The sequence below is a fragment of the Bradyrhizobium sp. P3_C3 genome (assembly GCF_056402655.1).
This window is the reverse complement of the sequence record NZ_JBFUGY010000026.1, coordinates 25,281-49,601: the sequence shown is the minus strand read 5'-3', so window position 1 is coordinate 49,601 and position 24,321 is coordinate 25,281. Positions and strand designations below refer to the sequence as shown.

Here is a 24,321-nt window from a genome sequence, read left to right as displayed (position 1 = left end):
CCCTCCCCCTCCAGGGGAGGGTGAGATCAGTCCCTCACGCCTTGAAGAACGCGAGCAGGTCCGCGTTGATGGTTTCGGCGTGCGTGGTCGGCATGCCGTGCGGGAAGCCCTTGTAGGTCTTGAGCGTGCCGTTCTTCAGCAGCTTGGCCGACAGCGGGCCGGAATCGGCGTAGGGAACGATCTGGTCGTCGTCGCCGTGCATCACCAGCACGGGCACGCTGATCTTCTTCAGGTCCTCGGTGAAATCGGTCTGCGAGAACGCGACGATGCCGTCGTAATGCGCCTTCGCGCCGCCCATCATGCCCTGGCGCCACCAGTTCTGGATCACCGCTTCCGACGGCTTTGCGCCGGGACGGTTGTAGCCGTAAAAAGGACCGGAAGCGAGGTCGCGGTAGAAGCCGGTGCGGCTGGCGGCGAGCTGCTTCTGGAGATCGTCGAACACGCTCTTCGGCAGGCCGCCGGGATTGGCCGCCGTCTGCACCATCAGCGGCGGCACCGCGGAGAGGATCGCAGCCTTCGCCACCCGGCTCTCACCGTGACGCGCGATGTAGTGCACGACTTCACCGCCGCCGGTGGAGTGGCCGACATGGATGGCGTTCTTGAGGTCGAGATGCGCGGTCACCGCCGCGAGATCGTCGGCATAGTGATCCATGTCGTGGCCGTCGGCGACCTGCGAGGAGCGGCCGTGGCCGCGGCGGTCATGGGCGATGACGCGGTAGCCGTGATTGGCGAAGAATATCATCTGCGTGTCCCAGTCGTCGGCCGACAGCGGCCAGCCATGGCTGAACACGATCGGCTGGCCCGAACCCCAATCCTTGAAAAAGATCTCGACGCCGTCCTTGGTGGTGATGGTGGGCATGAATGGCTCCTTCAGTGAAAATCAATCCGGGGCTCGCAAAACGCGAGCCGGCAATCCGGAGATGGTCGGGCGATGTCACGAGGTCGATGCCGCGCACCGACCGTGAACGTGCGATCAGGCAAACGTCATCGGCTTGTAGCGGCGCCAGGCGCCGATGGTCAGCACCACGAAGAACACCAGCACGATGCCCTGCACCACGGCGAAGACGGGGCCTCCCGGCGGATTCGGCGGCACGGCAGGCGCGAGCGCGGCGAGCGCCGGCACCTTCAGGAACGACTGGATCACCAGCACGAAGACGTTGAAATAGAGCGAGATCATCGCAGTCACGATGTAGACGGGACGCCAGACCCCTTTGAGCTTCATTCCGTAGAGCGCGAGGCAGGCGATCGCGAGCAGCACCAGCGAGATGCCGGCGATGATGTACGAGGGCAGCAGCTCCTTGAACGGAAACAGGAAGCCGGTGACGCTGGTGAGGATCGTGAACAGCAGGAAGATCGCGGTGAGGCCCGGCATCGACTTCGACCCGAGCAGACCGAACATCACGACCAGGCCGGCGACGATGCCGATCAGGCTGATGATGACATGGACCAACGTGAAGGCGGGCAGGCTCAACCCAAGAACCACGGCATCTCTCCTACTCTCTGCATTGAGATCAGGCGATTGATATTACGGTCCTCATCGGATGGCTACATACGCGATGTCACAGACTCGTGCGGAGCCATGCGCCGTCGTGCGAATCGACAAACGCACGACCGAATTTTTTGCAGTGCTGTCACAAACGAGAGCAGTTTGTAGCCCGGATGGGGCGAAGCTAAATCCGGGCTACGAGCTTGCAGGTCTTCGACGAAAGTTGAATCGAATTTGGTGAGACGCTTCGCGCGCGCTCAGACTTCCTTGGTGTCGAAGATCAGCAGATCGGCGCCGCCGCTGGCGAATTTCGGCACGTCGCCCGCGGCCGCCTTGCCAGCTTCGCTGCCGAAGGCCTTCTGGATGTCGCCCACGCTGTCGAAGCTGAGAATGGCGACGAGGTGGACGCCCGATGGTCCGGCGGGCGAGCCGACTGCGCCCGTGCTGACGGCGTATTTCTTCAGGCCGGGAAGTTTCTTCGCGAGCGGAATGTGGGTCTCGGCATAATGCTTGTCGAAGGCGGCGGCGTCTTTGGGCGTCTTGTAGAGCACGACGAGTTCGGCCATTTAGTCCTCCCTTGTGAATCTTTTGTTCTTCCACGCGCGATTGGCCTCGCGACGGGGCGATAGTCTGTGGGACACGGCAAGATGGCAAGTGAGATTCCGCTTGCCGTCTGCTTGTCTTGTCCTTGACTAAAGCGCCGGTTTTGCGGCGTCGCCGAGATAGCCGTGCAGGGAGGCCACGACCTGCGCGCCTTCGCCAATGGCGCCGCCGACGCGCTTGACCGAGCCGGAGCGGACGTCGCCGACCGCGTAGACGCCGGGCACCGAGGTCTCCAGTGGGGCCACCAGCTTGCCCTGGTTCAGCTCGGACTGCGCGCCCGTCACGACGAAGCCGCCGCGATCGAGCGTGACGCCGCAGCCGTCGAGCCAGCTGGTGGCGGGATCGGCACCGACGAACAAAAAGAGATTCTTGATGTCGGCGGAGTCTTCATCGCTCGACAGCCGGCTCTTCCAGCGGATGCGCCGCAGCAGTGAAGCCTCGTCGCCCTCGAGCGCGGTGATCTCGGTGTTGAACATCAATTCGATGTTGGGTGTCGCTTCGATGCGCTCGATGAGATAGCGCGACATGCTGGCGCCCAGGCCACCGCCGCGGATGATCATCAGCACCTTCTTGGCGTGTCCCGACAGGAACACGGCCGCCTGCCCCGCCGAATTGCCGGCACCGACCAGGGCCACCTCCTCGCCGGCGCAGAGCCGCGCCTCGACCGGAGAGGCCCAATACCAGACGCCGCGGCCCTCGAACTTGTCGAGGTTCTCGATCTCGGGGCGGCGATAACGCGCGCCGCTCGCAACCACGACCGCGCGCGAACGCAAGGGATCGCTGCCGTCGAGCGTCACCGCAAAGGCGCCGTCCCGGCGCGTGCAGTCGAGCGACTTCACCGTGACGGGGATCATGATGTCGGCGCCGAACTTCTGCGCCTGGTTGAACGCGCGCGCGGTCAGGGCCTGGCCGGAAATGCCGGTCGGAAAGCCGAGATAGTTTTCGATGCGCGCGCTGGCACCGGCCTGGCCGCCGAAGGCGCGGGTGTCGAGCACGGCAACCGAGAGCCCTTCGGAGGCGGCATACACCGCGGTTGCCAGCCCGGCGGGTCCGCAGCCGACGATCGCGACATCGTAGATACGGTCGTTGCGGGGGCCGCCGATCATGCCGATCGCGCGCGCAACCTCGGTTTCGCTGGGGTTGCGCAGCACCTCGCCGCTCGCCGCGACGACCAGCGGCCAGTCTTCCGGCTTCGGCGAATAGCGCGCGATCACCTCGGCGGCGTCGCGGTCACGCTCGGGATCGAGCAGATGATGCGGCTGGCCGTTGCGGGTGAGGAAGCCCTGCAAGCGCACCACGCCGGCCGAATACGAGGGACCGATCAGCACCACACCGCCGACGCCGGCCTGAAGCAGATTGACCCGGCGCAGGATCAGCGCGCGCATGATGCGCTCGCCGAGCTCGGCCTCGGCGACCAGCAGCGCGCGCAGGCGGGGCGGCGGCAGCAGCAGCGTCTCGACCTCGCCTTCGGCGCGGCCGTCGACCAGCGCCGGCCGGCCCGAGAGCTGGCTGAGCTCGGCCAGAAATTGCCCCGGCCCCTGGTCGATCAGCGGCGTGACATTGCCGAGCCCGTCGCGCTGGGTGATGGCGACGTGGCCCTTCAGCACGACGAACATGCCCGGCCCGGGCTTGCCGGTCTCGAACAGGAATTCGCCGTTAGCGTAGGTGCGGACCTCGCCGAAATTCCGCATGCGCTCGATCTCGGCCGATGTCAGCGCCGGAAAGGTCTGCTCAGGGCGCGTGAACCGCGACATCTGCGCGTCACCATCGTCTCGTTGCTGCTCGTCCTGCCCCATTGCCACGTCCATGCACTCCAAAAATTCTAATCGCCAGACTTCAATCGCCAGTCTTGCCGGCGGTCCCCTCATCTAGGGAAGCATCGTCATTCTGCGAGGGGTCGGTGATTGCGGCGCGTTCGCGCGCCTGCATCTTCCGTCGCTTCAGGTTTTCGCGCAGCGCCGATTTCAGCCGGTCGTCCCGCGCCCCCCTCGCCTGTCTCGTGCTCTTGTCGTTCTCGTCAGCCATCAGCGGTCCATACCAGCGATCCGCGATAACATGCCCGGAGAATGCGGCAGCTCAAGAGGCCCCTCACGAACTGTTCGTGCGAAATCCAAAATGGGCCGAATGCCATGCCGCGGCCAACTGGCCAGTTGGCCGGGGATATCGGAACCGAAATCGGCGGAAAGTCGGTACTTTCACCTGAAAACGGGCATTTTGGCCCCGATATCGACCCGATTTTCTCGTTTTGGCGGAGCTAGCAAGCTTGCACAGGAGGGGGGCTTGTGGCAGATATCGGCCCGCTTGGTAGGCCCCCTTGGCGGCCGATTCTTATCCCAGCACATGCTGCCGTAGCTCAGTGGTAGAGCACTCCATTGGTAATGGAGAGGTCGACAGTTCAATCCTGTCTGGCAGCACCAGTTTCCTCAGAAAATCGCCTTCTTCCGTTGCCCGGTTGCCTCCTGGGAGGGGCCGGACGTGTCGTCCGCCCCCTCCGATTCTCGCAGTGATCGAGCTCAGCTAGAAGCCGAAGCCGATGCCGCCGGCTGCGAGATGGTGCGATGTGCCGCCGAAGCTGACCGTCCACGGGCTGGTCGCAGCATGAGCGGGATTCACGGTGGAGCCGAAAACCTGATTCACATCGCCGACGTACAGATAGCGGTACTCGCCGAACAGGTAAGCGCCGCTGTTGCCGAGGGCGAAGCGCGCACCGGCCTTGGCCTGTGCCGCAAAGGTCCAGGCTGAGGAGTCCGGACGCGCGTTGACGTGGTTGATGCCAGGCTCGGCCGGGTCGGTCTGTGTGGACGTGGCGCCGTTGATGGAGACGTTCGCGGCCCCGATCCCGCCACCGATATAGGGCGTGATGCCTTGATAGGGCGTGTTGAAGCCGACAACCATGTTCGCCAGCAGCACCGTGGTGCGCGTCGGGAAAGTCGTGTCGAAGGAGTGCTCTGCAAATCGGTCTGTGGGGGTCACCAACGTCGCACGCGGCTGGTTACCTGCCAGATAGAAACCTTCGATCTCCAAAGCGGGCCGCAGATACGTACCATACGACCATTCATAGCCGAGATGCGCGCCACCGAACCCGACGCCGCCGCTGCTGGTCCGCCCTGTGGCGTCGACAGCCAAGGGGCCCCCGACGGCCTCAACGAAAAAGACGGTGCCGAGCTGGCTGACGTCAGTGCCGCCGCGACTGCCGCCGCCACCGAACACACCGACATAGGCACCGCCGGTGCGCGCCGGCGCGACTGCGGGTCCCTTGTTGTACATCGCATAAGCCTGCGCGGGCGGTGCTACCGCAACCGTCTCCCTCGCGGCGTCGCGTCCGGCTGGCTTGGCTGCCGATGCAGTCGCCTCTCGCGGAGTGACCGTGCGCCGCTCCTGTTTGGCCTGCTTCAATTCGGCGCGCAGCTCGGAGATGGTCTGCTGCTGCGCCTTCAGCATGCGAAACAGTTCGGCGTTGGAGGGAACGTCCTCGGCATGGGCGGCGCTCGCCATCATCAATCCCGCGGCCACGATGAAACATTTACGCGCTGTCATTTGATACCCCGCCCCTCGGTTGCAAATCATCGCTGACACTATGGAATCTGGTCAGGCTATCGCAAAGATATCGCGTCCGCGGATGCGACCGTTTGAGGCACCCAAGCTGGCGATTCCGAACCCATGTGGATTTTGAGCGACACGCACCCCGCGTCTCGATCAATCCCATCGGGCAACACGATTCTCAATTCACGCATGAAGCGGCATTCTCGCGGCATGAAACGCCCGAGTTTTGCTCTCCTCTTTCGCCCTCTTCCGTGAAGAGGGCGCAGGGAAGGCCGGGTGCCGGCTGGCACCCATGATCCGCTGCGCCAGGAATTTGCACACGCAAATGCGCAGGCGGGAAACAGGTGGGCCGGAAAAACACCCGGCCTTCCCTGCGCGATGGTCTGACGGTTTATGCGCGCTCTCCCCGGAGCCGAGTTCCTTCTGGCCTCCGTCACCTCGCGAATTGGCGATGCCTCGAAACCCGGTAGAGCCCCGATCCATCTCCGCAAGGCTTGACCGTAGCAACGACGGTCAGGACCACGCGTTTTCGCCGTACGCAGCGATCCAGCTCCGCCCAAGGGCTTCGCCGGACACAGGCGCCGTCCGTCCCGCACGCAGTCAAGGCCCTCACGAGGTTCATCTCGCCCTGGTCCCGCATTCGCGTGCCCGGCACTGCCGCGTCCACCGCACCCCGGCCCACGTTCGTGACGACGTACGATCGCCCCTCTTCTCGGGGCGGGATGACGGAGAGAATGCTGTAATTCCGAATTTCGGTAAAGTGGAATATTTTTACTGAAGAGGATTGACGGGTTTGTGCGAGCGGCGGGTGTTTTGCCCGACGCATCAATTAGCGCGAGCGTGTCGGCTTGTGGCGACATCGCATGTGTCACTCACCGCAGGTTCCATCAGGTCATGCTGCTGACGCATTCTCTGTCTTAGTCGGGGACAACCTAAAACACTGCGTGCGGACCGCTCTGGTTCGCACATCGGTTCCGTAGCCAGGGGTTGGCTCGAATCCGCAAAGCACTGGTGCAAGTTCGTGAACGCTTCCGCGTTCGCTTGACCATGCTTGCGGTGTCGGAACCGGACGATCGAAAAAATCACAGGAGTTATAATGCTGTTCCGCTCGAGCGCCGCAATTTGCGGCGCCCTGGTTGCGCTTGCCGTTTCTGTTCCCGTTGATCGAAGTGAAGCGTGTGAAGTTCACTCAAGCGCCGTCGTCGATGCCGCCTCCGGGGAGGCGATCGTTGGCGCCGCATCCATGTACAATCCGTTCAAGCCCGGCAAGGAAGAGGGCGGTCCGAACACAGCCTCCGGCGAGCGCTATGATCCGTCTGTCTGGGCGGCTGCCATCAAGACGAATTTGCGCGGGAAATTTGGTGGGGTCCAATTTGGCGCGAGGCCGAAATATGCCCTCGTCGAGGCCGTCGGCAAGAAGGTCATCGTCAAGATAAATGACGTGGGGCCATTGAGGCCTGGCCGCATCATCGACCTCAACGAGCGGACGATGCGCCATTTCGATCCAAGCCTGGAACTCGGAGTCATTGTTGGCGTAAGAGTGATCCCACTTTCAGGGGACGATTGGATCCCGGGACCGGTGGGCTGAACGTCCCACGCGAAGTGGCGTGGCCCGGATGGAGCGCGAGCGTAATCCGGGACCGTCAGCCGCGGAGCGAACTTGCGGCGGCGCAGAGAAGCACAGTCATCTCGCGGGGGTTTCGTCTTCGTCCGCCTGGTGTCCGGTGAGGCGATCGTCGGCACGGCGCAGCCGCCGGCATAGCTCTCGATTGACGTTCTGCAGGACGATCACATAGGCGTGGATATCGGCCTTGTAGCAAGCGTAGAGCTTTTGCGCCGTCAGCTCGTACAGCACCGTCGGACTCTCCGCGACCACCGTGGCGGAGCGATTCTGCATTTCAATCAGCGTCATTTCACCGAAGAAATCGCCAGCCTCCAGAACGGAAATCGGGATGACGCTCCCCGAGTTCGCCTGCTTGCTCACCGCCAGCCGGCCGGATTTGACGATGAACAGCGAGCGTCCCGGCTCGCCTTCCGCCACGACGGTCGCGCCGGCATCAAAGCGGCACTCGACCAGCATCGAAATCAGCAGGTCGAGGCTCGGGTCCGGAAGACCGCCGAAGAACGGCGTCGCGAGCAGGAACGTTTTCAGCTCGGGGGCACTGACAACCATCACGCTAGGATACGCCCCGTCGCAATCTGCGGCAAGCGGAGCGGAGATCGGCGCTGACGACGCCGAACGTGTTTGAACAAGGCGGTCAGCAAAAGTTTCGTAGGATGGTAGAGCGCTTGCGAAACCCATCATGCTTCCGCGCAGACAAAGTGCGATGGGTTTCGCTTCGCTCTACTATGCGCTACGCGCGGCCATGTCACTGCGGCGCAGTGCTCTCGCCGCGCAAGGTCCTTCGCTTTCGCCACACCTGCAGGTCGATCATGACTTTTACGGTTGCCGCGAGGACGAGCGCGCAGAGTGCCGCCTTAGAGATCGTCTCCATCGTCCCCTCGATCAGCAGGCAATGGACCACGCTGCCTGCGACGATGACGATCGCCAGCGGCATGTGAATGAAGCGCCAGGTTCGTGGTCGCAGTCCCAATCGCCGACGCAGGGCGGCCAAGAGCGCGACCGCGAAGATGGCCCACATCGCGGTCACGCCAAAGGGAGAGAACGGCGTCGGCGATGAGAAGGTCAGCGCGTCGATCATGTCGGGCGGACTGGTGATCCAGAGGCCAACGACATGGATCACGATCGCTGCGACCAGCGTACCGCCGATCCAGTGATGCGCACGCCGTCCGCGATAAGCCGGGAATCCCGGCAGATATCCGCCGATCAGCAGGGGCTGAACGAGCACGAGGCCGAGGGCAACAATTCCCGCAAACCCGGCCACGACGTAGAGCGGACCGCGCCATGCGAGCTGCTCGCTTCCCGCTGCCGCGACGATCGGCACGCCAATGGCYGAAGCAAGGGCAACCCAGATCAGGATCACCCGGGCCAGTCTCCACCCCTTCATTCGCAACCCGGTCAGGCCGTCTGCAGGACGAAGTGCGCTTCCAGGCTCGTCTCCTTCGCGCTCCGCATCACCGGCCGCAGAAAGACGGTCTTGAACTCACCGCTGTCATAGGCGAGGTGACCATGCGGCTGGCCGAAGATCGGAATGATCTGCGGCATCTCGAGCCGGAACTTGCCGTCCTTGTCGGTGAGCGTGGCGCCATGACTTTGCGGTTCGTGCTCCTGCCCTTCGGTCGTGTGCGCCCAGATCTGGATGCGCTGCCCGGCAAGTGGAGCCCCGTCGCCTGCGCGGCGAACGGTGCCGCTCATCCAGAAGCCGCCCTTGCCGATCCGGTCCACGATCGCCGCGCCCTTGCGGTAGTTGTTCGCGCCACCCGACATCGACTCGGTCGGTGCGAGGCCTTCGGCACGGGCCGGCAACAGGAGCCCGGACACCCCGGCCGCCAGGACCGAGCCGCCGGCGGCGAGGAGATAGCGTCGGTTGAGTACGACCATGGTCATGTCAGTTCCTCCTCGCGACCCCAGCAGCAGTTTCACCAAGGGTACAACAACAGGCGCAAAACGCCCAGTTGAGACAACGGGCGCACCAGGTCGCAATAACAGGGTTGTGAACGGAGGCACAGGCCACTCAAACAGCCGCGAACGAACGCCATTCTCGCGGCATGGAACGCCCGAGTTCGGTTTTGGTCCTTCCCCCTCGTCCGTGAAGAGGGCGCAGGGAAGACTTGGTGCCGGCTGGCACCCATGGCCCGCTGTGCTGCTTCGGCCATAGCGCCGGGCCACTGTTCAGCCTGCTGCGGGCGTAATAGCCTGATCGGTCCAACACATCATGCGGGGCAAACTTGCTCAATGCGGGCTGGGAGAAACCATCAATGAAGCGCTGGTTGCCCGGACTCGACACTCTCCGTCAATATGAAGCAGCATGGCTTCCGCACGATATCTTCGCCGGCATCGTCCTGGCGACAATGCTGGTCCCGGTCGGCATTGCCTATGCAGCTGCATCGGGCCTGCCGGGCATCTACGGTTTGTACGCAACGATCGTGCCGCTGCTGGCCTACGCGCTGTTCGGCCCAAGCCGCATTCTCGTCCTTGGCCCGGACTCGGCGCTGGCGGCAATACTCCTTGGAGTCATCGCTCCCTTGGCTCAGGGCGATCCCCTGCGGGCCGTGACACTCGCGGGCATGATGGCGATTGTCTCAGGGACGGTCTGTATCCTGGCAGGCGTCGCGCGCCTTGGCTTTATCACCGAGCTTCTCTCGAAGCCGATACGCTACGGGTATATGAACGGAATTGCCCTGACCGTATTGATCAGCCAGCTGCCCAAGCTCTTCGGCTTTTCCATCGAGAGCGAGGGGCCACTGCGAAGCCTGTGGGCGATTGTCAGCGCGATCCTTGGGGGGCAGATAAACTGGGTCGCGTTCGCGATTGGCCTCGCCACGTTGATCGTGATCCTGCTTCTCAGGAACAACAAGCGGGTACCGGGCCTTCTGATTGCGGTCGTTGGGGCTACGCTCGTCGTCGGGGTGCTTGATCTCGGGACGCAATACGGCGTCAAGGTGCTGGGCCCCCTTCCCCAGGGCCTGCCGGGTTTCGTTGTCCCATGGATCACCTCCAGCGACCTCGTGCCGGTGCTGATCGGCGGTTGTGCAGTAGCGATGGTTTCGTTTGCCGATACGAGCGTACTTTCACGTGCCTATGCTGCGCGATTGGGGTCTCGGGTCGATCCCAACCAAGAGATGGTCGGGCTCGGTGCCGCCAATCTGGCGACGGGATTTTTCCAGGGCTTCCCGATCAGCAGCAGTAGTTCACGGACACCCGTTGCGGAAGCCGCCGGTGCCCGCACTCAACTCACCAGCGTCGTAGGCGCGCTTGCCATCGCGTTGCTCCTCCTGGTCGCGCCGAGCCTGCTCCAACATTTACCCACCGCCGCATTAGCCGCCGTCGTTATCGCATCGGCGATTGGCTTGATTGAAGTTGCCGACCTCAAACGAATCTATCGCATTCAACGGTGGGAATTCTGGCTGGCCATCGTCTGCTTTGTCGGTGTAGCAGTGCTCGGAGTCATTCCAGGAATTGGTCTTGCGATCGCAATCGCTATCATCGAGTTCCTGTGGGACGGTTGGCGCCCACACTCCGCCGTATTGGGGCGCGCCTACGGCGTCAAAGGCTATCACGACATCACACGATATCCGGATGCGCGCCGGGTCCCCGGGCTGGTCCTGTTTCGCTGGGATGCACCTCTGTTTTTTGCCAACGCCGAATTCTTCAGGGAACGCGTCCTGGATGCCGTAGCGACATCGCCAACACCCGTGCGTTGGCTAGTTGTTGCCGCGGAGCCGGTCACGAGCGTAGACGTCACCGCCTGCGACGTGGTTGCCGAACTGGACCGATCGTTGCACGCGCAAGGCATAGAGTTTTGTTTTGCCGAACTCAAAGATCCCGTGAAGGACAAGCTGAAAAGATTTGGCCTCTTCGCGCAGCTTGGAGAGAATTACTTCTTCCCGACAATCGGCGTAGCCGTCGCCCGCTATCTCGAAACCAACAACGTGGAATGGGAGGACTGGGAGGACTGGGAGGACGACGATGTGCAGGGCTTGGAGAGAGTAGCGGGCCAAGATACCGCGTCTGGTCCTTAGCCGAGATTCAGACTCAAACCCGACAACTGCGCCCTGACGTGGTGTCATTTTTGTCCCGGATGCGCAGCGATTGCAGTCGTATGCTCGCCGTCCCTTTTTCGACGACAGCCACCGTCATCGTGTCGGGCTCGAAGGTCACCTCGAGGTCGGCGCCGGCATCGACGGCAGTGCCGATCATCACCAGATCGACGAATTCCCTCCCATCGTTATCGCCGAAGATGGCGCGCTTGATACCCAACCAACTTTGGACCGGCACCCTGAGCGGGTCGCATTCGTTTGCGTAGGCCAGAGTCACGCTGCCCCGAGGCCTGGCGCCGTTATGCACGAGATAGATGCCTTGGCCACCGACAAGCCAGAAACCGGGTGAATCTCGACCGTTCATGGCTCGCACCGAAACCGGCCATTGCCGGACGGCCTCGTTCCAGAGCGCCTTCAGCCTTGCATGAGGGAAGGTCAGCTTCACTGAAGTGGGTTCCGCCGAGCTGCGTAGTTACGAGTTGCGATCGCGTCGGCAATCTGGTCGCGTGGCACAACGCACACGATCTGGGCATCATTCGGCAGGGCGAACGTCAGCCAATAGGTTTCGGCGTCGTATGCGGCGATCACCACGACGGCTTCGACGTAGGCAGCTTTGCTGTTGTCGGCGACGGAAAACCCAGCGTCCGTCAGCGCGGTGCGTTCCTGTTCGTCAAACTTCACGGCGTCATCTCGTGTCTGGAGGACGCCCCCGCGACTCGCGGTTTACCCACACCGCTTACGGAAACCTCGTTAAATCGCATTAAGGTTGTGAAGGATCGGCAATGTCCGGCGACGACGGGAGCCCGACGACTCAAGCGTCACGGCTGCGCGAACGACACCCAAGCCATTGAATGATCCTTCTTGTCAGCGCCGCATCCCTCAATATTCAGCAGGCATCCACTGGTGGCGCCGCAGCGCCCTACCGCGACTGCGTCCAGATGTCGCGCTCCTCGTCCATGGTCAGGACGATCGGCATCGGCTTCGGCTGGATCGGTAGTTACCGCGATTTAACTGGCTGATCTCTCCGGATCGGGCGAGGGCTGCACGCGAGCACACCGTCCGCGAGAACGACCAACAATGCCGGAAATTGAAATCACCGACGAGTGCCGCGCTCTGATTGCGGCCGAGTTCCCGTCCGACGATACCGGACAACGCCTGGCAAGCGGCAAATGGCAGATACAGATCGATGAGGTGACGTGGCAAATGCTGCACAAGGCACGGCGGCCCGGCGAGTCAGTATCGGACTGCATCATTCGCGTTATCATCATCATCCAGCACAAGCGCGGCTTGCTGTAGCTGCCGCCAACGGGAAAAGTGCCGGCCACATCTCGACCGAACCGACAATCATGGAGGTTCGTCCCTCGACGCCAGAGACGTGGAATAGGAACGGCAGAACAATTCACGAGATGGAGCCAAAACTAGTAAACGGAGGACGATTTCGCTCTTGAGAAGCAAAAGGTGAATCCTGGCCCGCTACATCGTCTCTGACGTTAGCACAGCAGATTTGGATTGCATTTGCGCGCTACGGCCGCGCTAACATTTCCATAATAAGCCACTACATGTGAGGCCGCAGCGCACATCGCACTCCCACCCGGTACGCCAAACATGATCCCCTTCTCCGTGCTCGACCTCGCTCCCATCCGAAGAGGTGGCGATGCGGCGCAGGCGTTCCGCAACTCGCTCGACCTCGCCCAGCATGCCGAGACCTGGGGCTACAAGCGGTTCTGGCTCGCCGAGCATCACAACATGACGGGCATCGCGAGCGCGGCGACGTCGGTGGTGATCGGGCATGTCGCGGGCGGGACTAGGACGATCCGGGTCGGGTCCGGCGGGATCATGCTGCCGAACCATTCGCCGCTGGTCATCGCCGAGCAGTTCGGCACGCTGGAGTCGCTCTATCCCGGGCGGATCGATCTCGGGCTCGGCCGCGCGCCGGGCACCGATCAGTTCACCGCGCGGGCATTGCGGCGCGACCTCGCCACGAGCTCCGAAAACTTTCCGCACGACGTGCTGGAGTTGCAGGCGCTGCTCGGTGATGTCCAGCCGAACCAGTCGATCCGCGCCGTGCCCGGCTTTGGGACGAAAGTGCCGCTCTGGATCCTGGGATCGAGCACCTTTGGCGCGCAGCTTGCCGCGATGCTCGGGCTGCCATTCGCGTTCGCCTCGCACTTCGCGCCTCAAATGATGATGCCGGCGCTGCGCGAATATCGGGCGCGCTTCGAGCCGTCGGCGCAGCTCGACAAGCCCTATGCGATGGTCGGCGTCAACGTGTTCGCCGCCGAGAGCGACGCGGAGGCGCAGAGGATGTTCTCCTCCCTCCAACAGCAGTTCATCAATCTGCGCCGCGGCACGCCCGGCCCGCTGCCGCCGCCGGTCGACGACATGGACGCGCTGTGGTCACCGGCCGAGAAGGCCATGGTTGGCCAGTCGCTGTCCTGCTCCGCCGTCGGCTCGCCCGAAACTGTCGAGGAGAAGCTGAAGGCGCTGATCGCCGAGACMGGCGCGGACGAGCTGATGACGACGGGCCAGATCTACGACCACGCCGCGCGGCTGCGCTCGTTCGAAATCGCAGCCGAGGTGCGCGACCGGCTGGCGGCACGGCCGGCGGTGTGAGCGCCAGAATTGGAGGCTGTGAAAGCGCCCGGCCTTCATGGGGCGAGACGTCTGCCGCTAGCGGCTCCTCAGCATGAGGGTCTAAGACTTTGCCACGATACGAGACCTCATCCTGAGGAGCCCGCCAAAGGCGGGCGTCTCGAAGGATGGCCTCGGGCGACAGCCGGGCCTGCATGGTTCGAGACGCGCGTACCGCGCTCCTCACCATGAGGGTCTTGCTAGTCCGGAAAGCCGAACAGCTTTGCCGGATTGTGCACGAGGATCTTCTCCAGCTCGGCCTGGTCGGGCGCGTAGCGGTACATCAGCTCTAGCAGGTCGGCGTCGTTGGGCGGCTGCTTGACGGAGACGGGATGCGGCCAGTCGCTGGCCCAGACGCAGCGGTCGATTGCGGCCTCGATATAGGCGCGCGCGATCGGGATCACGTCGTCATAGGGCGGGCCGGCCTGCGAGGTCTTCTCGCCGAGCGACAGCATGACCCAGAAATTGCCCTTCTCGAGCAGCTCCAGCATCTTGCGCAGGTTCGGATCATCCCGGCCATTCGAGGGCACGGGCCGCGCCATGTGGTCGATCAGCACGGGGACGTCGAGATTCTCGTACTTGGCGACGCTGGAGACGATGCCGTCCTTCTCGGGCTGGATCTTCACGTACCAGCCGAGCTCGCGGATGCGCGCGATGGCGCGGGCGAAATCGGCGTCCGACAGCACGGCGCCGAGCTCCTGGCGGAAACTGAAGCGCGCGCCGCGCACACCCGCGTCATGCAGCTTGGAAAGATACGAGTCGCTCGCTTCCGCGAACACCAGTGCGTTGGCGCAGCCGCGATAGTTCGGGCCCATCGCCGCAAGACCGTCGAGTACGACGGAATGATCCGCACCATAGGTCGTGGTCTGCACGATGATGCCGCGCTCGATGCCGAGCGTCTTGTGCACGCGCAGCGCTGCTTCCCAGGTCGCGCTCGGCATCCGATAGGCAGCGCCGGGGCGTTCCGGATATTTGTCGATGGGCCCCAGCACGTGAAACTGGCTGTCGACAGTCTTCGGCGGCGGCGCCCTGACCGGGCGACGGGGGTTCGGGTCGAACGGCAGATAAGTCGGCATGCGCAAAGCTCCCTCAGTCGATCACGGCGGTGAAGTCGCACTGCACCAGCGCGCCGCCGTCCATATTGTCCATCGGCAGCGCGTGACGCGCCGGGCGCGAATGCTCGTCCGGAAACATTTTTAGCCACTCGACATTGACCGGGCCGCGGTGTGTACGGTCCTTCAGCCACACCGTCATCTTGATGATGTCGTCCGTGGTGCCGCCGGCGGCTTCCACCGTCGCCTTCATATGCGCGAACATGTTGGCGCATTGCGCGTCCAGGCTCGCAGGCATCACGCCGGCCGCATCACGGCCGAGGATGACACCGGACATCACGAGATTGCCGATGCGGCAGGCGTTGGGAATCGGGTTGGCGTGCTTGAAGCCGCCGATGTGGATGCTCTTGCGCCGCGTTTGACCCGTCATGATGCGCTCCCTCTTATGTGTTGATTCAGACGAACTGGCACGACACCGAGCCGAACGCGCCATAGTCGGCATGGAACGTGTCGCCGCGCCGGATGTCGACGGGACGGGTGAACGATCCCGCCAGCACCACCTCGCCGGCCGCGAGATGTTCGTCATGCGGCGCAAGACGGTTGGCGAGCCAGGCGATGCCGTTGGCGGGATGATTGAGCACGCCGGCCGCAAGCCCAGTCTCCTCGACCTCGCCGTTGCGGAACAGCAGCGCGCCGATCCAGCGCAAATCCGCATCCATCGGGCGGAACGGCCGGCCGCCGAGCACCAGCGCGGCGTTGGCCGCGTTGTCCGAGATCGTGTCCATCACCTTCCGCGTTTTGCCGGTCTCGGGATCGATGCGATGCATGCGCGTCTCCAGGATTTCGAGCGCAGGCGTGACGTAGTAGGTGGCGTTGAGCACGTCGAAGATGGTGCAGTCAGGTCCGCGCAGCGGCGCCTTCAGCACGAAGGCGAGCTCGACCTCGATGCGCGGCGCGTGAAAGCGGTCAAACGGAATGGGCGTGGCGTCGGCATAGAACATGTCGGCGAACAGCACGCCGTAATCGGGCTCGGAGATGCCGACCGCGTTCTGCATCGCCTTCGAGGTCAGGCCGATCTTGTGTCCCTTGATAACACGGCCGCGGCCGAGCTGCAGTTTCGTCCAGGCGCGCTGGATGGCGTAGGCATCCTCGATGGCGAAATCGGGATACTCCTTCGAGAACATCGGGATCAGCGTCTTGCTGCGCTCGGCCTCATCCAGGCGCGCGGCGAGGCGTTCGATCGTGGCGGTATCGAGCATGGCTTACTGCTCCGCGGCGACGGTGTTGCGCAGAACGCCGATACGACTCGACTCGACCTCGACGACGTCGCCCACCCTAAGCCAGCGCGGCGGATCGAAACGCGCGCCCGCGCCCGTCGGCGTGCCTGTTACAATCATGTCGCCGGGCTTCAGGGTGGCGAAAGTGGAGAGATAGGAGATCAGGAAATCGAACGGGAACATCAGCCGCTCGGTCGTGTCCTGCTGCCGCACCTCGCCGTTGACGCGCGTGATGATGTCATGAGGCCCGCGCGGATCGAGCTCGTCAGACGTGACGATCCACGGCCCGATGCTGCCGGAGCGATCGAAATTCTTGCCCTGGGTGACGTTGAACTTGCCGTGGCGCAGCCAGTCGCGGATCGTGCCCTCATTGCACAGGGTCATGCCGAAGATGTGCGACCAGGCTTTGTCGCGCGGAATGTGGCGGCCGCCCTGGCCGATCACGATGACGAGCTCGCCCTCGTAGTCGAGCTGCTCAGATACATGAGGCTTCTCGAGCGGCTGGCCGGCGCCGGTCATCGACGAGATGCTGCGCACGAACAGGCTGGGATATTTGGGCAGGTCCGAGCTGTCTTTATACTCGGCATTGCGTTCGGCGTAGTTGACGCCGATGCACCAGAGCTTTTCCGGCGCCAGCACCGGCGGAAGCAGGACGAGGCTTTCCAGCGCGTAGTCGGGTTTTTGTCCGGCCACCGCTTCCTGCGCATCGGCCAGCGCGTTGGCTGCAATCAACGCTTTCACGTCGGAGAAGTCGCGGCCGATCCGCCTGGTCAGATCGACGACACCGCCATCCACCGCCGCGCCATAGCGCAGCTCTCCGTCCAAGAGATAGCTTACGAGTCGCATTGTCGTGTTCTCCGATGGTCTTCAGGCACATAGGCCGGCGCGATGGGCTGCGCGCTCAGTCTTTGGATTTGGGCGTCTGGAAGACGGTGTTCAGCGTCACGATCTCACCGAGGCGCGCGTAGCGGGGCCCGCCGATGCGCGCGATCGGGTCGAGCGCCGCGGTCTCGACCTTGCCGTCGTTCACGAGGCCGTCGCGGATGTGGAACATCACGACCTCGCCGACGATGAGCCGGCTGCGAGCCTCGCCGAATTCGAGGCACTGCCGGAAACGGCACTCCATCGCGACGGGTGCTGCGGCAAGCCGCGGCACCTTGATACACTCGCTCGCGATCGTCTCCAGCCCGAGATGCTCGACCTCGCTGATTTCAGGCGGATGCTCGACCGAGCTGTCGTGCACCGCGGACATCAGCGGGGTATCGGCGATGTGGATCACATATTCCTCGGTGTCGAGGATGTTGTGCGCGGTGTCCTTGTAGTCGGCACCTTTGCGGCCGACGCTGATGGCGAGCATCGGCGGCTTCTGCGAGACGAAGGTGAAGGCGCTGAAGGGGGCGAGGTTGAGCACGCCCGAGCGCGACAGGCTCGTGACCCACGCGATCGGGCGCGGCACCACGATGCCGGTCATCAGCCGGTAGATGCGCTCCGCGCCGAGCTCGGTGGGGTCGATCCGCATCGCTCAGTCAGCCTTGATGTTGGCCTTGCGCACGACCGGAATCCACTTGGCGTCCTCGCGCGCGAGATAGGCCTTGAACTCGTCCGACGTCATCGGGGTGGATTCTCCGCCAAGCTTTTCGAACTTGTCGATCACACCGGGATCTTTCAGGATCGCAACCAGCGTCTCGTGAAGTTTGTCGACGACCGGCGCCGGCGTGCCGGCAGGCGCGAACAGGCCCGTAAAAGTCTGGCCGTCGAAATCCTTGTAGCCGAGCTCGGTGAAGGTCGGGACATCAGGCAACGACTCCAGGCGGTGCGGGCTGGTGACGGCGAGCGCGCGGAACAGGCCGGCCTTGATGTGCTGGAGGCTGACCGTGAGCTGGTCGAATGCGAACTGCACCTGGCCGCCCAGGAGATCGTTGATCGCCGGCGCGTTGCCGCGGTAATGCGCGGTGACCCATTGCAGGTCGAGGCTCGACTGCATCAGCTCGCTGAGCAGATGGTTGGTGGTGCCGGGGCCGGGCGAGGCCATCGTCAGCTTGCCGGGCTCGCGCTTGGCGAGTTCGATGAATTCCTTGAACGTCGTGGCCTGCACGGACGGGTGCACTTCGAGCACCAGCGGCGTCATCGAGATCGTCGAGATCGGAAGAAAATCCTTCTTCCAGTTATAGGCCTCGCGCTTGTTGATCTCGGTCGCGAACAGTACCGGGCCGTTGGCGCCGACGAACAGCGTGTAACCGTCGGGCACCGATTTCGCGAAGGCTTCGCCCGCGATCATGCCGCCGGCGCCGGCCTTGTTCTCGATGATGAAGGGCTGGCCGAGCTTTTCCTGGAGCTTGTCGGCGACGATGCGCGCCGCGCTGTCGACGTTGCCGCCGGCCGGATAGGGCACGATCAGCTTGACGCTGCGCGCCGGCCATTGCTGGCCCGATGCGGGTCCCGCCAGCATCGCGGCTGCGGCAGCTATGGCAACCCAGATTAATCTCATGTTAACCTCCCGGCGGCGCTTCCAATTCCATATCGAATGCCGTGACGTCGCGCATGGCGCTCGATCGCGGCGCAATCTCCAGATGAGCGCTTTACCTGTCGAGTGAATTGTGGCGTTCTTGTCCATAATATGGACAAGACAGACTCCGCAAGATCCGCCCGCGGAACGGCAGAGCCGCGACAGGGCGCGCAGGCGATCCGGCGCGCGCTCGCGGTGCTGCGTATTCTTGCCGCAGGCCGCGAAGACGGGGTGCCGCTGGCCGAGGTCGTGCGCGCGACCGGCCTCACCCGCCCGACCGTGCATCGCATCGTCCACGTGCTGATCGAGGAAGGCATCGTCGAACGTTACGAGCGAACAGGCCGCTACGCGATCGGCAACCAGGTGCCGGAGCTCGCGCTTGCACGCCCACGGCCGTCGCGGCTGCTGGTCGCCGCAAATCCATCGCTGCGGCGTGCCTCCACCGAGATCGGCGACACGCTGTTCCTGACGGTGCGGACCGGCAACGACACGCTGTGCGTCGATCGCAGGATCGGAATCTATCCGATCCAGGTGCTGTCGATCGAGGTCGGCGCGCGCCGCCCGCTCGGCGTCTCTAGCGCAGGCGTCGCCATCCTCGCCGCGATGCCGGCGCAGGACGCGCGAAAAATCGTCGCGGCCAACGAGAAGCGATTCGGGGCCTACCGGACCGACGTCGCGACGGTGCTCGGCCAGATCACCGCCGCGAGACGGCTGGGGTACGGCATGAGGGAGATCGGCCTCGTGCAGGGCACGAAATCGATCTCCACCTGGATCAAGACCCCGGACGGACAGCCTGCCGCGGCGATCACCGTCTCCGCCGTTCGGACGAGGCTCGGCCCGCGCCGCGAGCACGAGGTAGCGGAGATTTTGCTGCGGGAGGCGCGGATCATCGAGCAGGCGATCGGCGGGAACGTTAGCTAGCGCGGACGGTGCCGCTTCACCTCTCCCCGTAAGAACGGGGCGAGGGAGCGCACTGACGCTACGGCCACGGCTCGCATCACACTGCGCGCTGCGAGCCGCCGCCCGGCGCTGTCAATGGGCTGACGTTCCCCGCCATTTTGTGGCACAAGAGCCGCCTCCGCCGACCGACCAACGAGGCCACGCATGCCCGCGCCGAAACCGCCTGCCTTCGAGACCCTGAGCCTGCATGCGGGCCAGCATCCGGATCCCGCGACCGGCGCCCGCGCGGTGCCGATCTACCAGACCACGTCCTACGTGTTCCAGGATTCCGACCACGCTGCCGCGCTGTTCAATCTGGAGCGCGCCGGCCACATCTATACGCGCATCTCCAATCCCACCACCGGCGTGCTGGAAGAGCGGCTCGCGGCGCTCGAAGGCGGCGTCGGCGCGATCTGCACCGCGAGCGGCATGGCCGCGCTGCATCTGGCCATCGCGACGCTGTTGAATGCCGGCGACCATATCGTGGCGTCGAGCTCGCTCTATGGCGGCACCATCAATCTGCTGGCGCACACGCTGCCGCGCTTCGGCATCACCACGACCTTCGTCAAGCCGCGCGACCTCGACGCGTTCCGCGCGGCGATCAAGCCGAACACGAAACTCGTGATCGGCGAGACCATCGGCAATCCCGGGCTCGAAGTGCTTGATATCCCGAAGGTCGCGGGAATCGCGCATGAGGCAAAGATTCCGCTGCTGATCGACAACACCTTTGCCACGCCCTATCTCAGCCGCCCGATCGAGCTTGGCGCCGACATCGTCATGCACTCGGCGACCAAATGGATCGGCGGCCACGGTATCGCGATCGGCGGCGCCATCGTCGACGGCGGCCGGTTCGACTGGCGCGGCTCCGGGAAATTCGGCGTGCTGACCGAACCCTATGGCGGTTATCACGGCATCGTCTTCGACGAACAGTTCGGCACGAGCGCCTTCATCATGCGCGCACGCACCGAGGGCCTGCGCGATTTCGGCGCCTGCCTGTCCCCGACCAACGCGTTCCAGCTCTTGCAGGGCGTGGAGACGCTCGGCGTCCGCATGGACCGCCACATCCAGAACACACATCTGGTGCTGGAGGCGCTGAAGTCGAACAAGGCCGTCGATTGGGTCCTGCATCCCTCACTGGAGGACCACACCGATTATCAGCTCGCAAAAGCGCTGCTGCCGCGCGGCGCCGGCTCGATCGTCTCCTTCGGCATCAAGGGCGGGCGACCCGCCGGCCGAAAATTCATCGAAGCGCTGCGCATGATCAGCCATCTCGCCAATGTCGGCGACGCCAAGACACTGGTGATCCACCCCGCCTCGACCACGCATCAGCAGATGGATGCCGAACAGCTCAAGGCCGCCGGTATCGGCGAAGAGCTGGTGCGGCTGTCGGTCGGCATCGAGACGGCAAGCGACATCATCGACGATCTTGCGCAGGCGCTGCGCATCTCGCAAAAGGTCTGACACCATGAAGCTCACTGTCAACGGCGCCGAGGTGTTTGTCGCAAACGGTGGCCGCGAATTCGACAAGTCCCTGCCTGCGGTCGTCTTCATCCATGGCGCCGGCTTCGATCATTCGACCTGGGCGCTGCATACACGCTGGTTCGCGCATCACAGTTTTGGCGTGCTGGCCCCCGACCTGCCCGGCCACGGCCGCTCCACTGGGCCTTCGCTGGGAGGCATCGCCGAGATGGCGGACTGGACGGCGGCATTGCTCGCTGCGGCCGGCGTGGCGAAGGCGCACCTGATCGGCCATTCGATGGGATCGCTGATCTCACTGGAGACGGCGGCGCGTCATCCCGACAAGGTGTCCGCGCTGAGCCTGATCGGCACCGCCGCGACCATGACAGTCGGCCCGGATCTGCTGAAAGCGGCCGAAGCCAACTCGCAGGACGCCAACGACATGGTGTCGATCTGGGGCCTCGGCTTCAACGCCGAGCTCGGCGGCAGCCTTGCGCCGGGCCTGTGGATGCATGGCGGCGCTCAGGCGGTGCTGAAGTCTTGCGAGCCGGGCGTGCTCTTCAGGGATTTGTCGGCCTGCAATGCTTACGCGAACGCGCTTGTCGCTGCTGCGAGCGTGAAAGTGCCGACGACGCTCATCCTCGGCGAACGCGACATGATGACACCGGCGAAGGCGGGCAAGGCGCTCGCCGCGGCGATCCCGCATGCGAAGACCGTCGTGGTGCCGGGCGCGGGCCACATGATCATGGCCGAGCGCCCGGATGAATTGCTGGCGGCGTTGAGGGGCTGAGCCCGCTCACGACCCCGGCGTCCACTTCCAGACGATATCGGAGACATTGACCGGCTTCGGGATCAGGCCGAGCTTTGCAAAACGGTCGGCTACGGCCTGCTGCGTCCTGATCACCTCGGCGTCGAGCGGCACCACGCTGTAGACGGAGCGGTTGACGAAGCGCCTGACAGCTTCGATGTCGACGCCGGTCGCCTCGGCCTGCGCCTTTGCGACCTCCTCGTGATGCTGCTCCGCCCACTTGCCTTCGGAAGCGAAGGTCGTGTTGAGCTTTGCCACCAGCGACGGATATTTCTCGACGAAGTCGGTGTTGGCGATGTAGTAGGCGTTCGGCGTGTGCACGTCCTTGTCGAAGACGAGAACGCGGGCGTTCTCCTTCAATTCGGCGAGCGCGAGATAGGGATCCCAGATCGACCAGGCGTCGACCGAGCCCTTCACGAAGGCCGCTGTCGCATCGGCCGGCGCGAGCGGCGCGGGCGTGATGTCGGACCAGGACAGGCCGGCCTTTTCGAGCGAGGCGACCAGGAGATTGTTCGCGCTCGATCCCTTGCCGAAGGCGACGCGCTTGCCTTTGAGATCGGCCAGCGTCTTGATGGCTGAATCCTTCGGCACGATGATCGCCTGGTTGTCGCCCTCGGACTTCACGGCCGCGACATATTTTATTTTTGCGCCGCCAGCTTGCGCGAAGATCGGCGGCGTGTCGCCGACGAAGCCGAAATCGACGCTGCCGACGTTGATCGCCTCAAGCAGCGGCGGACCGAACTGGAAGTCGATCCATTTGACCTCGATGCCCAGCGGCTTGAAGGCATTTTCGAGCGTTTGACGCTGGCGTACCGCCGGGAAGAAGCCGCCCTTCTGGGTGCCGATGCGGATTTCCGCCGGCTTGTCCTCGGCTCGTGCGGGTGCGGCCAGGGCGGTTGCGAGGAGAAGCGCTGCGGTCAGGATACGTCGTCGTGCAATCATGTTGCGGTCCTTTGCGTCAGGTTCAGTTGGCGAAGAGTGATGAATTGGCGCGGCGGCTCCGCTCCGAAAACACCGCACGGGCTGCGCGTTCGGCCTCGCGCGCCGAGCGGAACTGGCGGCCTTCGAGGCTGTCGAACAGGCGCTCGGAGGAGAAAAAGCGGAAGCCGCGCTCATCTCTTGTGATGATGCCGGCGGCGCGATCGTGGATTTCAATGATGTAGGCGTTCGACTGTGTCTGGGACATGACTGCTCGTTCGCCGGAATCTCGGCGTTCCTGTCGTGGGATTTGTGCTGTGAGAGGTTGCTAGGAGACGATCAGCAACAACAGGCGCCGGTTGCCGCCGAGAAACAGCGCCGAGTCATGCACGCGTGCATGTCGTCAAGGTTACGCTGGTGATCGGTTCTCATATCGCGGCATCAAGCTCGAGGAGCAGTTTCGATGCTGCGAATATCGAGCGATTGGCGCGTTCGGTCAATGAAATGGCTATCCATATTTGGCACGAGCGCGCTGGCGCGCTTCTTCCGCCGCAAGCACCGACAGACGGATTCATCTCGCGATGAGTTCAACAGGCGCGGGCGGCGGGCATGGTACGCTCGCGCAACGTCAAAACAGACAATTTGGGAGATCCGGACATGGCGGATGATCTGAAGGGGCGCACCGCGCTCGTCACCGGCGGCTCGCGCGGGATTGGCGCAGCCGTCTGTCGCGCCCTGGCCGCATCAGGCGCGGCGGTGGCGATCAACTGCCGGGAGCAGATCGGGCAGGCCGAGCAGTTGGCAGGCGAGATCGGCAAGCAAGGCGGTCGCGCGATTGTCGTTGCCGCCGACGTCTCGCAGCGCGACGCCGTGGCTGGAATGGTCGAGCGCGTCACGGCCGGGCTCGGACCGATCGACATCCTCGTCAACAATGCCGGCATCGCTATCACGCGCGGCGTTGACGATCTCACCGAGGACGATTTCGACCGCACCATCCTGGTCAACCTGAAATCGGCCTTCCTGTGCACGCAGTCGGTGCTGCCGGAGATGCGCGCACGGAAATGGGGCCGCATCGTCAACATCTCCTCGGGCGCGGCGCGCGGTGCCGGCTCGATCGGTCCACACTACAATGCATCCAAGGCCGGCATGGAGGGCCTCACGCGCGGTTATGCAGCGCGGCTGGTCAAGGAAGGCATCACCGTCAACGCGGTGGCGCCGTCGCTGATCGAGACCGACATGATGAGCGGCCAGCCCGGGCTCGTCAGCCGCATCCCGCTCGGCCGCTTCGGCACGGCCGATGAGGTGGCGAAAGCCGTAATGCTGCTGGTCGACAATGCCTACATGACCGGGCAGACCATCGCGCTGAGCGGCGGGATGGCGTTTAATTAGGGGCGCGGCTGGCTTCCTTCACCTCTCCCCGCTTGCGGGGAGAGGTCGGA

28 protein-coding genes and 1 tRNA gene are annotated in these 24,321 nt (G+C 63.9%); 10 read left to right on the top strand and 19 right to left on the bottom strand.

The window, feature by feature from the left end:
* Nucleotides 1-34: 34 nt before the first annotated feature.
* The 5 genes from AC1DW2_RS26565 to AC1DW2_RS26545 all read right to left on the bottom strand — a co-directional run bounded on the left by AC1DW2_RS26565 (nucleotide 35) and on the right by AC1DW2_RS26545 (nucleotide 4,114).
* On the bottom strand, nucleotides 35-859 hold the full coding sequence (locus tag AC1DW2_RS26565; protein ID WP_028151420.1) for an alpha/beta fold hydrolase: 825 nt from the start codon (nucleotides 857-859) through the stop codon (nucleotides 35-37).
* 114 nt (nucleotides 860-973) lie between these two features.
* Nucleotides 974-1,483, bottom strand: coding sequence for a hypothetical protein (locus AC1DW2_RS26560; RefSeq protein WP_028151419.1), 510 nt, complete (start codon nucleotides 1,481-1,483; stop codon nucleotides 974-976).
* 260 nt (nucleotides 1,484-1,743) lie between these two features.
* The gene (locus tag AC1DW2_RS26555) at nucleotides 1,744-2,052 is read right to left on the bottom strand and encodes an EthD family reductase (protein WP_063985878.1); all 309 of its coding nucleotides are present in this window, start codon (nucleotides 2,050-2,052) and stop codon (nucleotides 1,744-1,746) included.
* Between the two features lie 126 nt (nucleotides 2,053-2,178).
* Nucleotides 2,179-3,885 carry an FAD-dependent oxidoreductase gene (locus tag AC1DW2_RS26550; protein WP_063985879.1) on the bottom strand — a complete coding sequence of 569 codons (1,707 nt, stop codon included), beginning with the start codon at nucleotides 3,883-3,885 and terminating at the stop codon, nucleotides 2,179-2,181.
* A 40-nt stretch (nucleotides 3,886-3,925) separates the two neighbouring features.
* Nucleotides 3,926-4,114, bottom strand: a complete 189-nt coding sequence (locus tag AC1DW2_RS26545) for a hypothetical protein (protein WP_063985880.1) — start codon at nucleotides 4,112-4,114, stop codon at nucleotides 3,926-3,928.
* 317 nt (nucleotides 4,115-4,431) lie between these two features.
* Between AC1DW2_RS26545 and AC1DW2_RS26540 the strand changes: the two genes are divergently transcribed.
* Nucleotides 4,432-4,506: transfer RNA gene (locus tag AC1DW2_RS26540), tRNA-Thr, on the top strand.
* A gap of 100 nt (nucleotides 4,507-4,606) precedes the next feature.
* Here the strand turns inward: AC1DW2_RS26540 and AC1DW2_RS26535 are convergent.
* A complete protein-coding gene (locus tag AC1DW2_RS26535; protein ID WP_477007465.1) occupies nucleotides 4,607-5,626 on the bottom strand; it encodes an outer membrane protein in 1,020 nt (339 codons plus the stop codon).
* 1,102 nt (nucleotides 5,627-6,728) lie between these two features.
* Here AC1DW2_RS26535 and AC1DW2_RS26530 point away from each other — a divergent pair.
* Nucleotides 6,729-7,220: a septal ring lytic transglycosylase RlpA family protein gene (locus AC1DW2_RS26530; protein ID WP_094184040.1), complete on the top strand. Its 492-nt coding sequence runs from the start codon at nucleotides 6,729-6,731 to the stop codon at nucleotides 7,218-7,220.
* A 96-nt stretch (nucleotides 7,221-7,316) separates the two neighbouring features.
* Here AC1DW2_RS26530 and AC1DW2_RS26525 read toward each other — a convergent pair whose 3' ends face one another.
* From AC1DW2_RS26525 to AC1DW2_RS26515, 3 genes are all read right to left on the bottom strand, one after another.
* Nucleotides 7,317-7,805 carry a cyclic nucleotide-binding domain-containing protein gene (locus tag AC1DW2_RS26525; RefSeq protein WP_063985882.1) on the bottom strand — a complete coding sequence of 163 codons (489 nt, stop codon included), beginning with the start codon at nucleotides 7,803-7,805 and terminating at the stop codon, nucleotides 7,317-7,319.
* A 196-nt stretch (nucleotides 7,806-8,001) separates the two neighbouring features.
* Complete coding sequence (locus AC1DW2_RS26520) at nucleotides 8,002-8,640, bottom strand: ferric reductase-like transmembrane domain-containing protein (protein ID WP_063985883.1); 639 nt, start codon at nucleotides 8,638-8,640, stop codon at nucleotides 8,002-8,004.
* An 11-nt stretch (nucleotides 8,641-8,651) separates the two neighbouring features.
* A complete protein-coding gene (locus AC1DW2_RS26515) occupies nucleotides 8,652-9,140 on the bottom strand; it encodes a peptidase associated/transthyretin-like domain-containing protein (protein ID WP_063985884.1) in 489 nt (162 codons plus the stop codon).
* Nucleotides 9,141-9,511: 371 nt separating this feature from the next.
* Here AC1DW2_RS26515 and AC1DW2_RS26510 point away from each other — a divergent pair, with 371 nt between their 5' ends.
* Complete coding sequence (locus AC1DW2_RS26510; protein ID WP_354177783.1) at nucleotides 9,512-11,275, top strand: SulP family inorganic anion transporter; 1,764 nt, start codon at nucleotides 9,512-9,514, stop codon at nucleotides 11,273-11,275.
* Between the two features lie 13 nt (nucleotides 11,276-11,288).
* Here AC1DW2_RS26510 and AC1DW2_RS26505 read toward each other — a convergent pair whose 3' ends face one another.
* The gene (locus tag AC1DW2_RS26505; RefSeq protein WP_477007464.1) at nucleotides 11,289-11,738 is read right to left on the bottom strand and encodes a DUF3085 domain-containing protein; all 450 of its coding nucleotides are present in this window, start codon (nucleotides 11,736-11,738) and stop codon (nucleotides 11,289-11,291) included.
* Entirely contained in the window at nucleotides 11,735-11,974 is a 240-nt protein-coding gene (locus AC1DW2_RS26500; protein WP_063985887.1) for a hypothetical protein, read from the bottom strand. The genes AC1DW2_RS26505 and AC1DW2_RS26500 overlap by 4 nt, the downstream gene beginning before the upstream one ends.
* 170 nt (nucleotides 11,975-12,144) lie before the next feature.
* On the opposite strand from AC1DW2_RS26500, the gene AC1DW2_RS26495 reads away from it, so the two are divergent.
* From AC1DW2_RS26495 to AC1DW2_RS26485, 3 genes are all read left to right on the top strand, one after another.
* Complete coding sequence (locus tag AC1DW2_RS26495) at nucleotides 12,145-12,312, top strand: hypothetical protein (RefSeq protein WP_231143679.1); 168 nt, start codon at nucleotides 12,145-12,147, stop codon at nucleotides 12,310-12,312.
* A 58-nt stretch (nucleotides 12,313-12,370) separates the two neighbouring features.
* On the top strand, nucleotides 12,371-12,589 hold the full coding sequence (locus tag AC1DW2_RS26490; RefSeq protein ID WP_028151408.1) for a hypothetical protein: 219 nt from the start codon (nucleotides 12,371-12,373) through the stop codon (nucleotides 12,587-12,589).
* Between the two features lie 309 nt (nucleotides 12,590-12,898).
* Nucleotides 12,899-13,906, top strand: coding sequence for an LLM class flavin-dependent oxidoreductase (locus tag AC1DW2_RS26485; protein ID WP_231143680.1), 1,008 nt, complete (start codon nucleotides 12,899-12,901; stop codon nucleotides 13,904-13,906).
* A gap of 218 nt (nucleotides 13,907-14,124) precedes the next feature.
* Here the strand turns inward: AC1DW2_RS26485 and AC1DW2_RS26480 are convergent, their stop codons facing one another.
* The 6 genes from AC1DW2_RS26480 to AC1DW2_RS26455 are packed head-to-tail and all read right to left on the bottom strand — an operon-like array spanning nucleotide 14,125 to nucleotide 18,741.
* A complete protein-coding gene (locus tag AC1DW2_RS26480) occupies nucleotides 14,125-15,000 on the bottom strand; it encodes an amidohydrolase family protein (protein ID WP_063985889.1) in 876 nt (291 codons plus the stop codon).
* A gap of 13 nt (nucleotides 15,001-15,013) precedes the next feature.
* Nucleotides 15,014-15,406 (bottom strand): RidA family protein, encoded by a 393-nt coding sequence (locus AC1DW2_RS26475; protein WP_063985890.1) that lies wholly within the window; start codon nucleotides 15,404-15,406, stop codon nucleotides 15,014-15,016.
* A 25-nt stretch (nucleotides 15,407-15,431) separates the two neighbouring features.
* Entirely contained in the window at nucleotides 15,432-16,235 is an 804-nt protein-coding gene (gene hpaH / locus AC1DW2_RS26470) for a 2-oxo-hept-4-ene-1,7-dioate hydratase (protein ID WP_477007463.1), read from the bottom strand.
* 3 nt (nucleotides 16,236-16,238) lie between these two features.
* Complete coding sequence (locus tag AC1DW2_RS26465; RefSeq protein ID WP_063985892.1) at nucleotides 16,239-17,099, bottom strand: fumarylacetoacetate hydrolase family protein; 861 nt, start codon at nucleotides 17,097-17,099, stop codon at nucleotides 16,239-16,241.
* A gap of 55 nt (nucleotides 17,100-17,154) precedes the next feature.
* Complete coding sequence (locus AC1DW2_RS26460) at nucleotides 17,155-17,772, bottom strand: flavin reductase family protein (RefSeq protein WP_283017788.1); 618 nt, start codon at nucleotides 17,770-17,772, stop codon at nucleotides 17,155-17,157.
* 3 nt (nucleotides 17,773-17,775) lie between these two features.
* Nucleotides 17,776-18,741, bottom strand: a complete 966-nt coding sequence (locus AC1DW2_RS26455) for a Bug family tripartite tricarboxylate transporter substrate binding protein (RefSeq protein ID WP_477007462.1) — start codon at nucleotides 18,739-18,741, stop codon at nucleotides 17,776-17,778.
* Nucleotides 18,742-18,870: 129 nt separating this feature from the next.
* Between AC1DW2_RS26455 and AC1DW2_RS26450 the strand changes: the two genes are divergently transcribed.
* From AC1DW2_RS26450 to AC1DW2_RS26440, 3 genes are all read left to right on the top strand, one after another.
* Entirely contained in the window at nucleotides 18,871-19,680 is an 810-nt protein-coding gene (locus AC1DW2_RS26450; protein WP_477007461.1) for an IclR family transcriptional regulator, read from the top strand.
* 183 nt (nucleotides 19,681-19,863) lie between these two features.
* Nucleotides 19,864-21,159, top strand: coding sequence for an O-acetylhomoserine aminocarboxypropyltransferase (locus AC1DW2_RS26445; protein WP_436856069.1), 1,296 nt, complete (start codon nucleotides 19,864-19,866; stop codon nucleotides 21,157-21,159).
* Nucleotides 21,160-21,163: 4 nt separating this feature from the next.
* A complete protein-coding gene (locus AC1DW2_RS26440; protein WP_477007460.1) occupies nucleotides 21,164-21,946 on the top strand; it encodes an alpha/beta fold hydrolase in 783 nt (260 codons plus the stop codon).
* A gap of 6 nt (nucleotides 21,947-21,952) precedes the next feature.
* Here the strand turns inward: AC1DW2_RS26440 and AC1DW2_RS26435 are convergent, their stop codons facing one another.
* Both AC1DW2_RS26435 and AC1DW2_RS26430 read right to left on the bottom strand, forming a co-directional pair.
* On the bottom strand, nucleotides 21,953-22,906 hold the full coding sequence (locus AC1DW2_RS26435; protein WP_477007459.1) for an aliphatic sulfonate ABC transporter substrate-binding protein: 954 nt from the start codon (nucleotides 22,904-22,906) through the stop codon (nucleotides 21,953-21,955).
* A gap of 22 nt (nucleotides 22,907-22,928) precedes the next feature.
* Nucleotides 22,929-23,150, bottom strand: a complete 222-nt coding sequence (locus AC1DW2_RS26430; protein WP_063985898.1) for a hypothetical protein — start codon at nucleotides 23,148-23,150, stop codon at nucleotides 22,929-22,931.
* A 389-nt stretch (nucleotides 23,151-23,539) separates the two neighbouring features.
* Here AC1DW2_RS26430 and AC1DW2_RS26425 point away from each other — a divergent pair, with 389 nt between their 5' ends.
* Nucleotides 23,540-24,271, top strand: a complete 732-nt coding sequence (locus AC1DW2_RS26425; RefSeq protein ID WP_477007458.1) for an SDR family NAD(P)-dependent oxidoreductase — start codon at nucleotides 23,540-23,542, stop codon at nucleotides 24,269-24,271.
* Nucleotides 24,272-24,321 lie beyond the last annotated feature (50 nt).

Coding starts and splice junctions, on each gene's coding strand:
- AC1DW2_RS26565 (WP_028151420.1), bottom strand. CDS start 859: ATGCCCACCATCACCACCAAGGACGGCGTCGAGATCTTTTTCAAGGAT.
- AC1DW2_RS26555 (WP_063985878.1), bottom strand. CDS start 2,052: ATGGCCGAACTCGTCGTGCTCTACAAGACGCCCAAAGACGCCGCCGCC.
- AC1DW2_RS26550 (WP_063985879.1), bottom strand. CDS start 3,885: ATGGGGCAGGACGAGCAGCAACGAGACGATGGTGACGCGCAGATGTCG.
- AC1DW2_RS26545 (WP_063985880.1), bottom strand. CDS start 4,114: ATGGCTGACGAGAACGACAAGAGCACGAGACAGGCGAGGGGGGCGCGG.
- AC1DW2_RS26535 (WP_477007465.1), bottom strand. CDS start 5,626: ATGACAGCGCGTAAATGTTTCATCGTGGCCGCGGGATTGATGATGGCG.
- AC1DW2_RS26530 (WP_094184040.1), top strand. CDS start 6,729: ATGCTGTTCCGCTCGAGCGCCGCAATTTGCGGCGCCCTGGTTGCGCTT.
- AC1DW2_RS26525 (WP_063985882.1), bottom strand. CDS start 7,805: ATGGTTGTCAGTGCCCCCGAGCTGAAAACGTTCCTGCTCGCGACGCCG.
- AC1DW2_RS26515 (WP_063985884.1), bottom strand. CDS start 9,140: ATGACCATGGTCGTACTCAACCGACGCTATCTCCTCGCCGCCGGCGGC.
- AC1DW2_RS26510 (WP_354177783.1), top strand. CDS start 9,512: ATGAAGCGCTGGTTGCCCGGACTCGACACTCTCCGTCAATATGAAGCA.
- AC1DW2_RS26495 (WP_231143679.1), top strand. CDS start 12,145: ATGATCCTTCTTGTCAGCGCCGCATCCCTCAATATTCAGCAGGCATCC.
- AC1DW2_RS26490 (WP_028151408.1), top strand. CDS start 12,371: ATGCCGGAAATTGAAATCACCGACGAGTGCCGCGCTCTGATTGCGGCC.
- AC1DW2_RS26480 (WP_063985889.1), bottom strand. CDS start 15,000: ATGCCGACTTATCTGCCGTTCGACCCGAACCCCCGTCGCCCGGTCAGG.
- AC1DW2_RS26475 (WP_063985890.1), bottom strand. CDS start 15,406: ATGACGGGTCAAACGCGGCGCAAGAGCATCCACATCGGCGGCTTCAAG.
- hpaH (WP_477007463.1), bottom strand. CDS start 16,235: ATGCTCGATACCGCCACGATCGAACGCCTCGCCGCGCGCCTGGATGAG.
- AC1DW2_RS26465 (WP_063985892.1), bottom strand. CDS start 17,099: ATGCGACTCGTAAGCTATCTCTTGGACGGAGAGCTGCGCTATGGCGCG.
- AC1DW2_RS26460 (WP_283017788.1), bottom strand. CDS start 17,772: ATGCGGATCGACCCCACCGAGCTCGGCGCGGAGCGCATCTACCGGCTG.
- AC1DW2_RS26455 (WP_477007462.1), bottom strand. CDS start 18,741: ATGAGATTAATCTGGGTTGCCATAGCTGCCGCAGCCGCGATGCTGGCG.
- AC1DW2_RS26450 (WP_477007461.1), top strand. CDS start 18,871: ATGGACAAGACAGACTCCGCAAGATCCGCCCGCGGAACGGCAGAGCCG.
- AC1DW2_RS26445 (WP_436856069.1), top strand. CDS start 19,864: ATGCCCGCGCCGAAACCGCCTGCCTTCGAGACCCTGAGCCTGCATGCG.
- AC1DW2_RS26440 (WP_477007460.1), top strand. CDS start 21,164: ATGAAGCTCACTGTCAACGGCGCCGAGGTGTTTGTCGCAAACGGTGGC.
- AC1DW2_RS26435 (WP_477007459.1), bottom strand. CDS start 22,906: ATGATTGCACGACGACGTATCCTGACCGCAGCGCTTCTCCTCGCAACC.
- AC1DW2_RS26430 (WP_063985898.1), bottom strand. CDS start 23,150: ATGTCCCAGACACAGTCGAACGCCTACATCATTGAAATCCACGATCGC.
- AC1DW2_RS26425 (WP_477007458.1), top strand. CDS start 23,540: ATGGCGGATGATCTGAAGGGGCGCACCGCGCTCGTCACCGGCGGCTCG.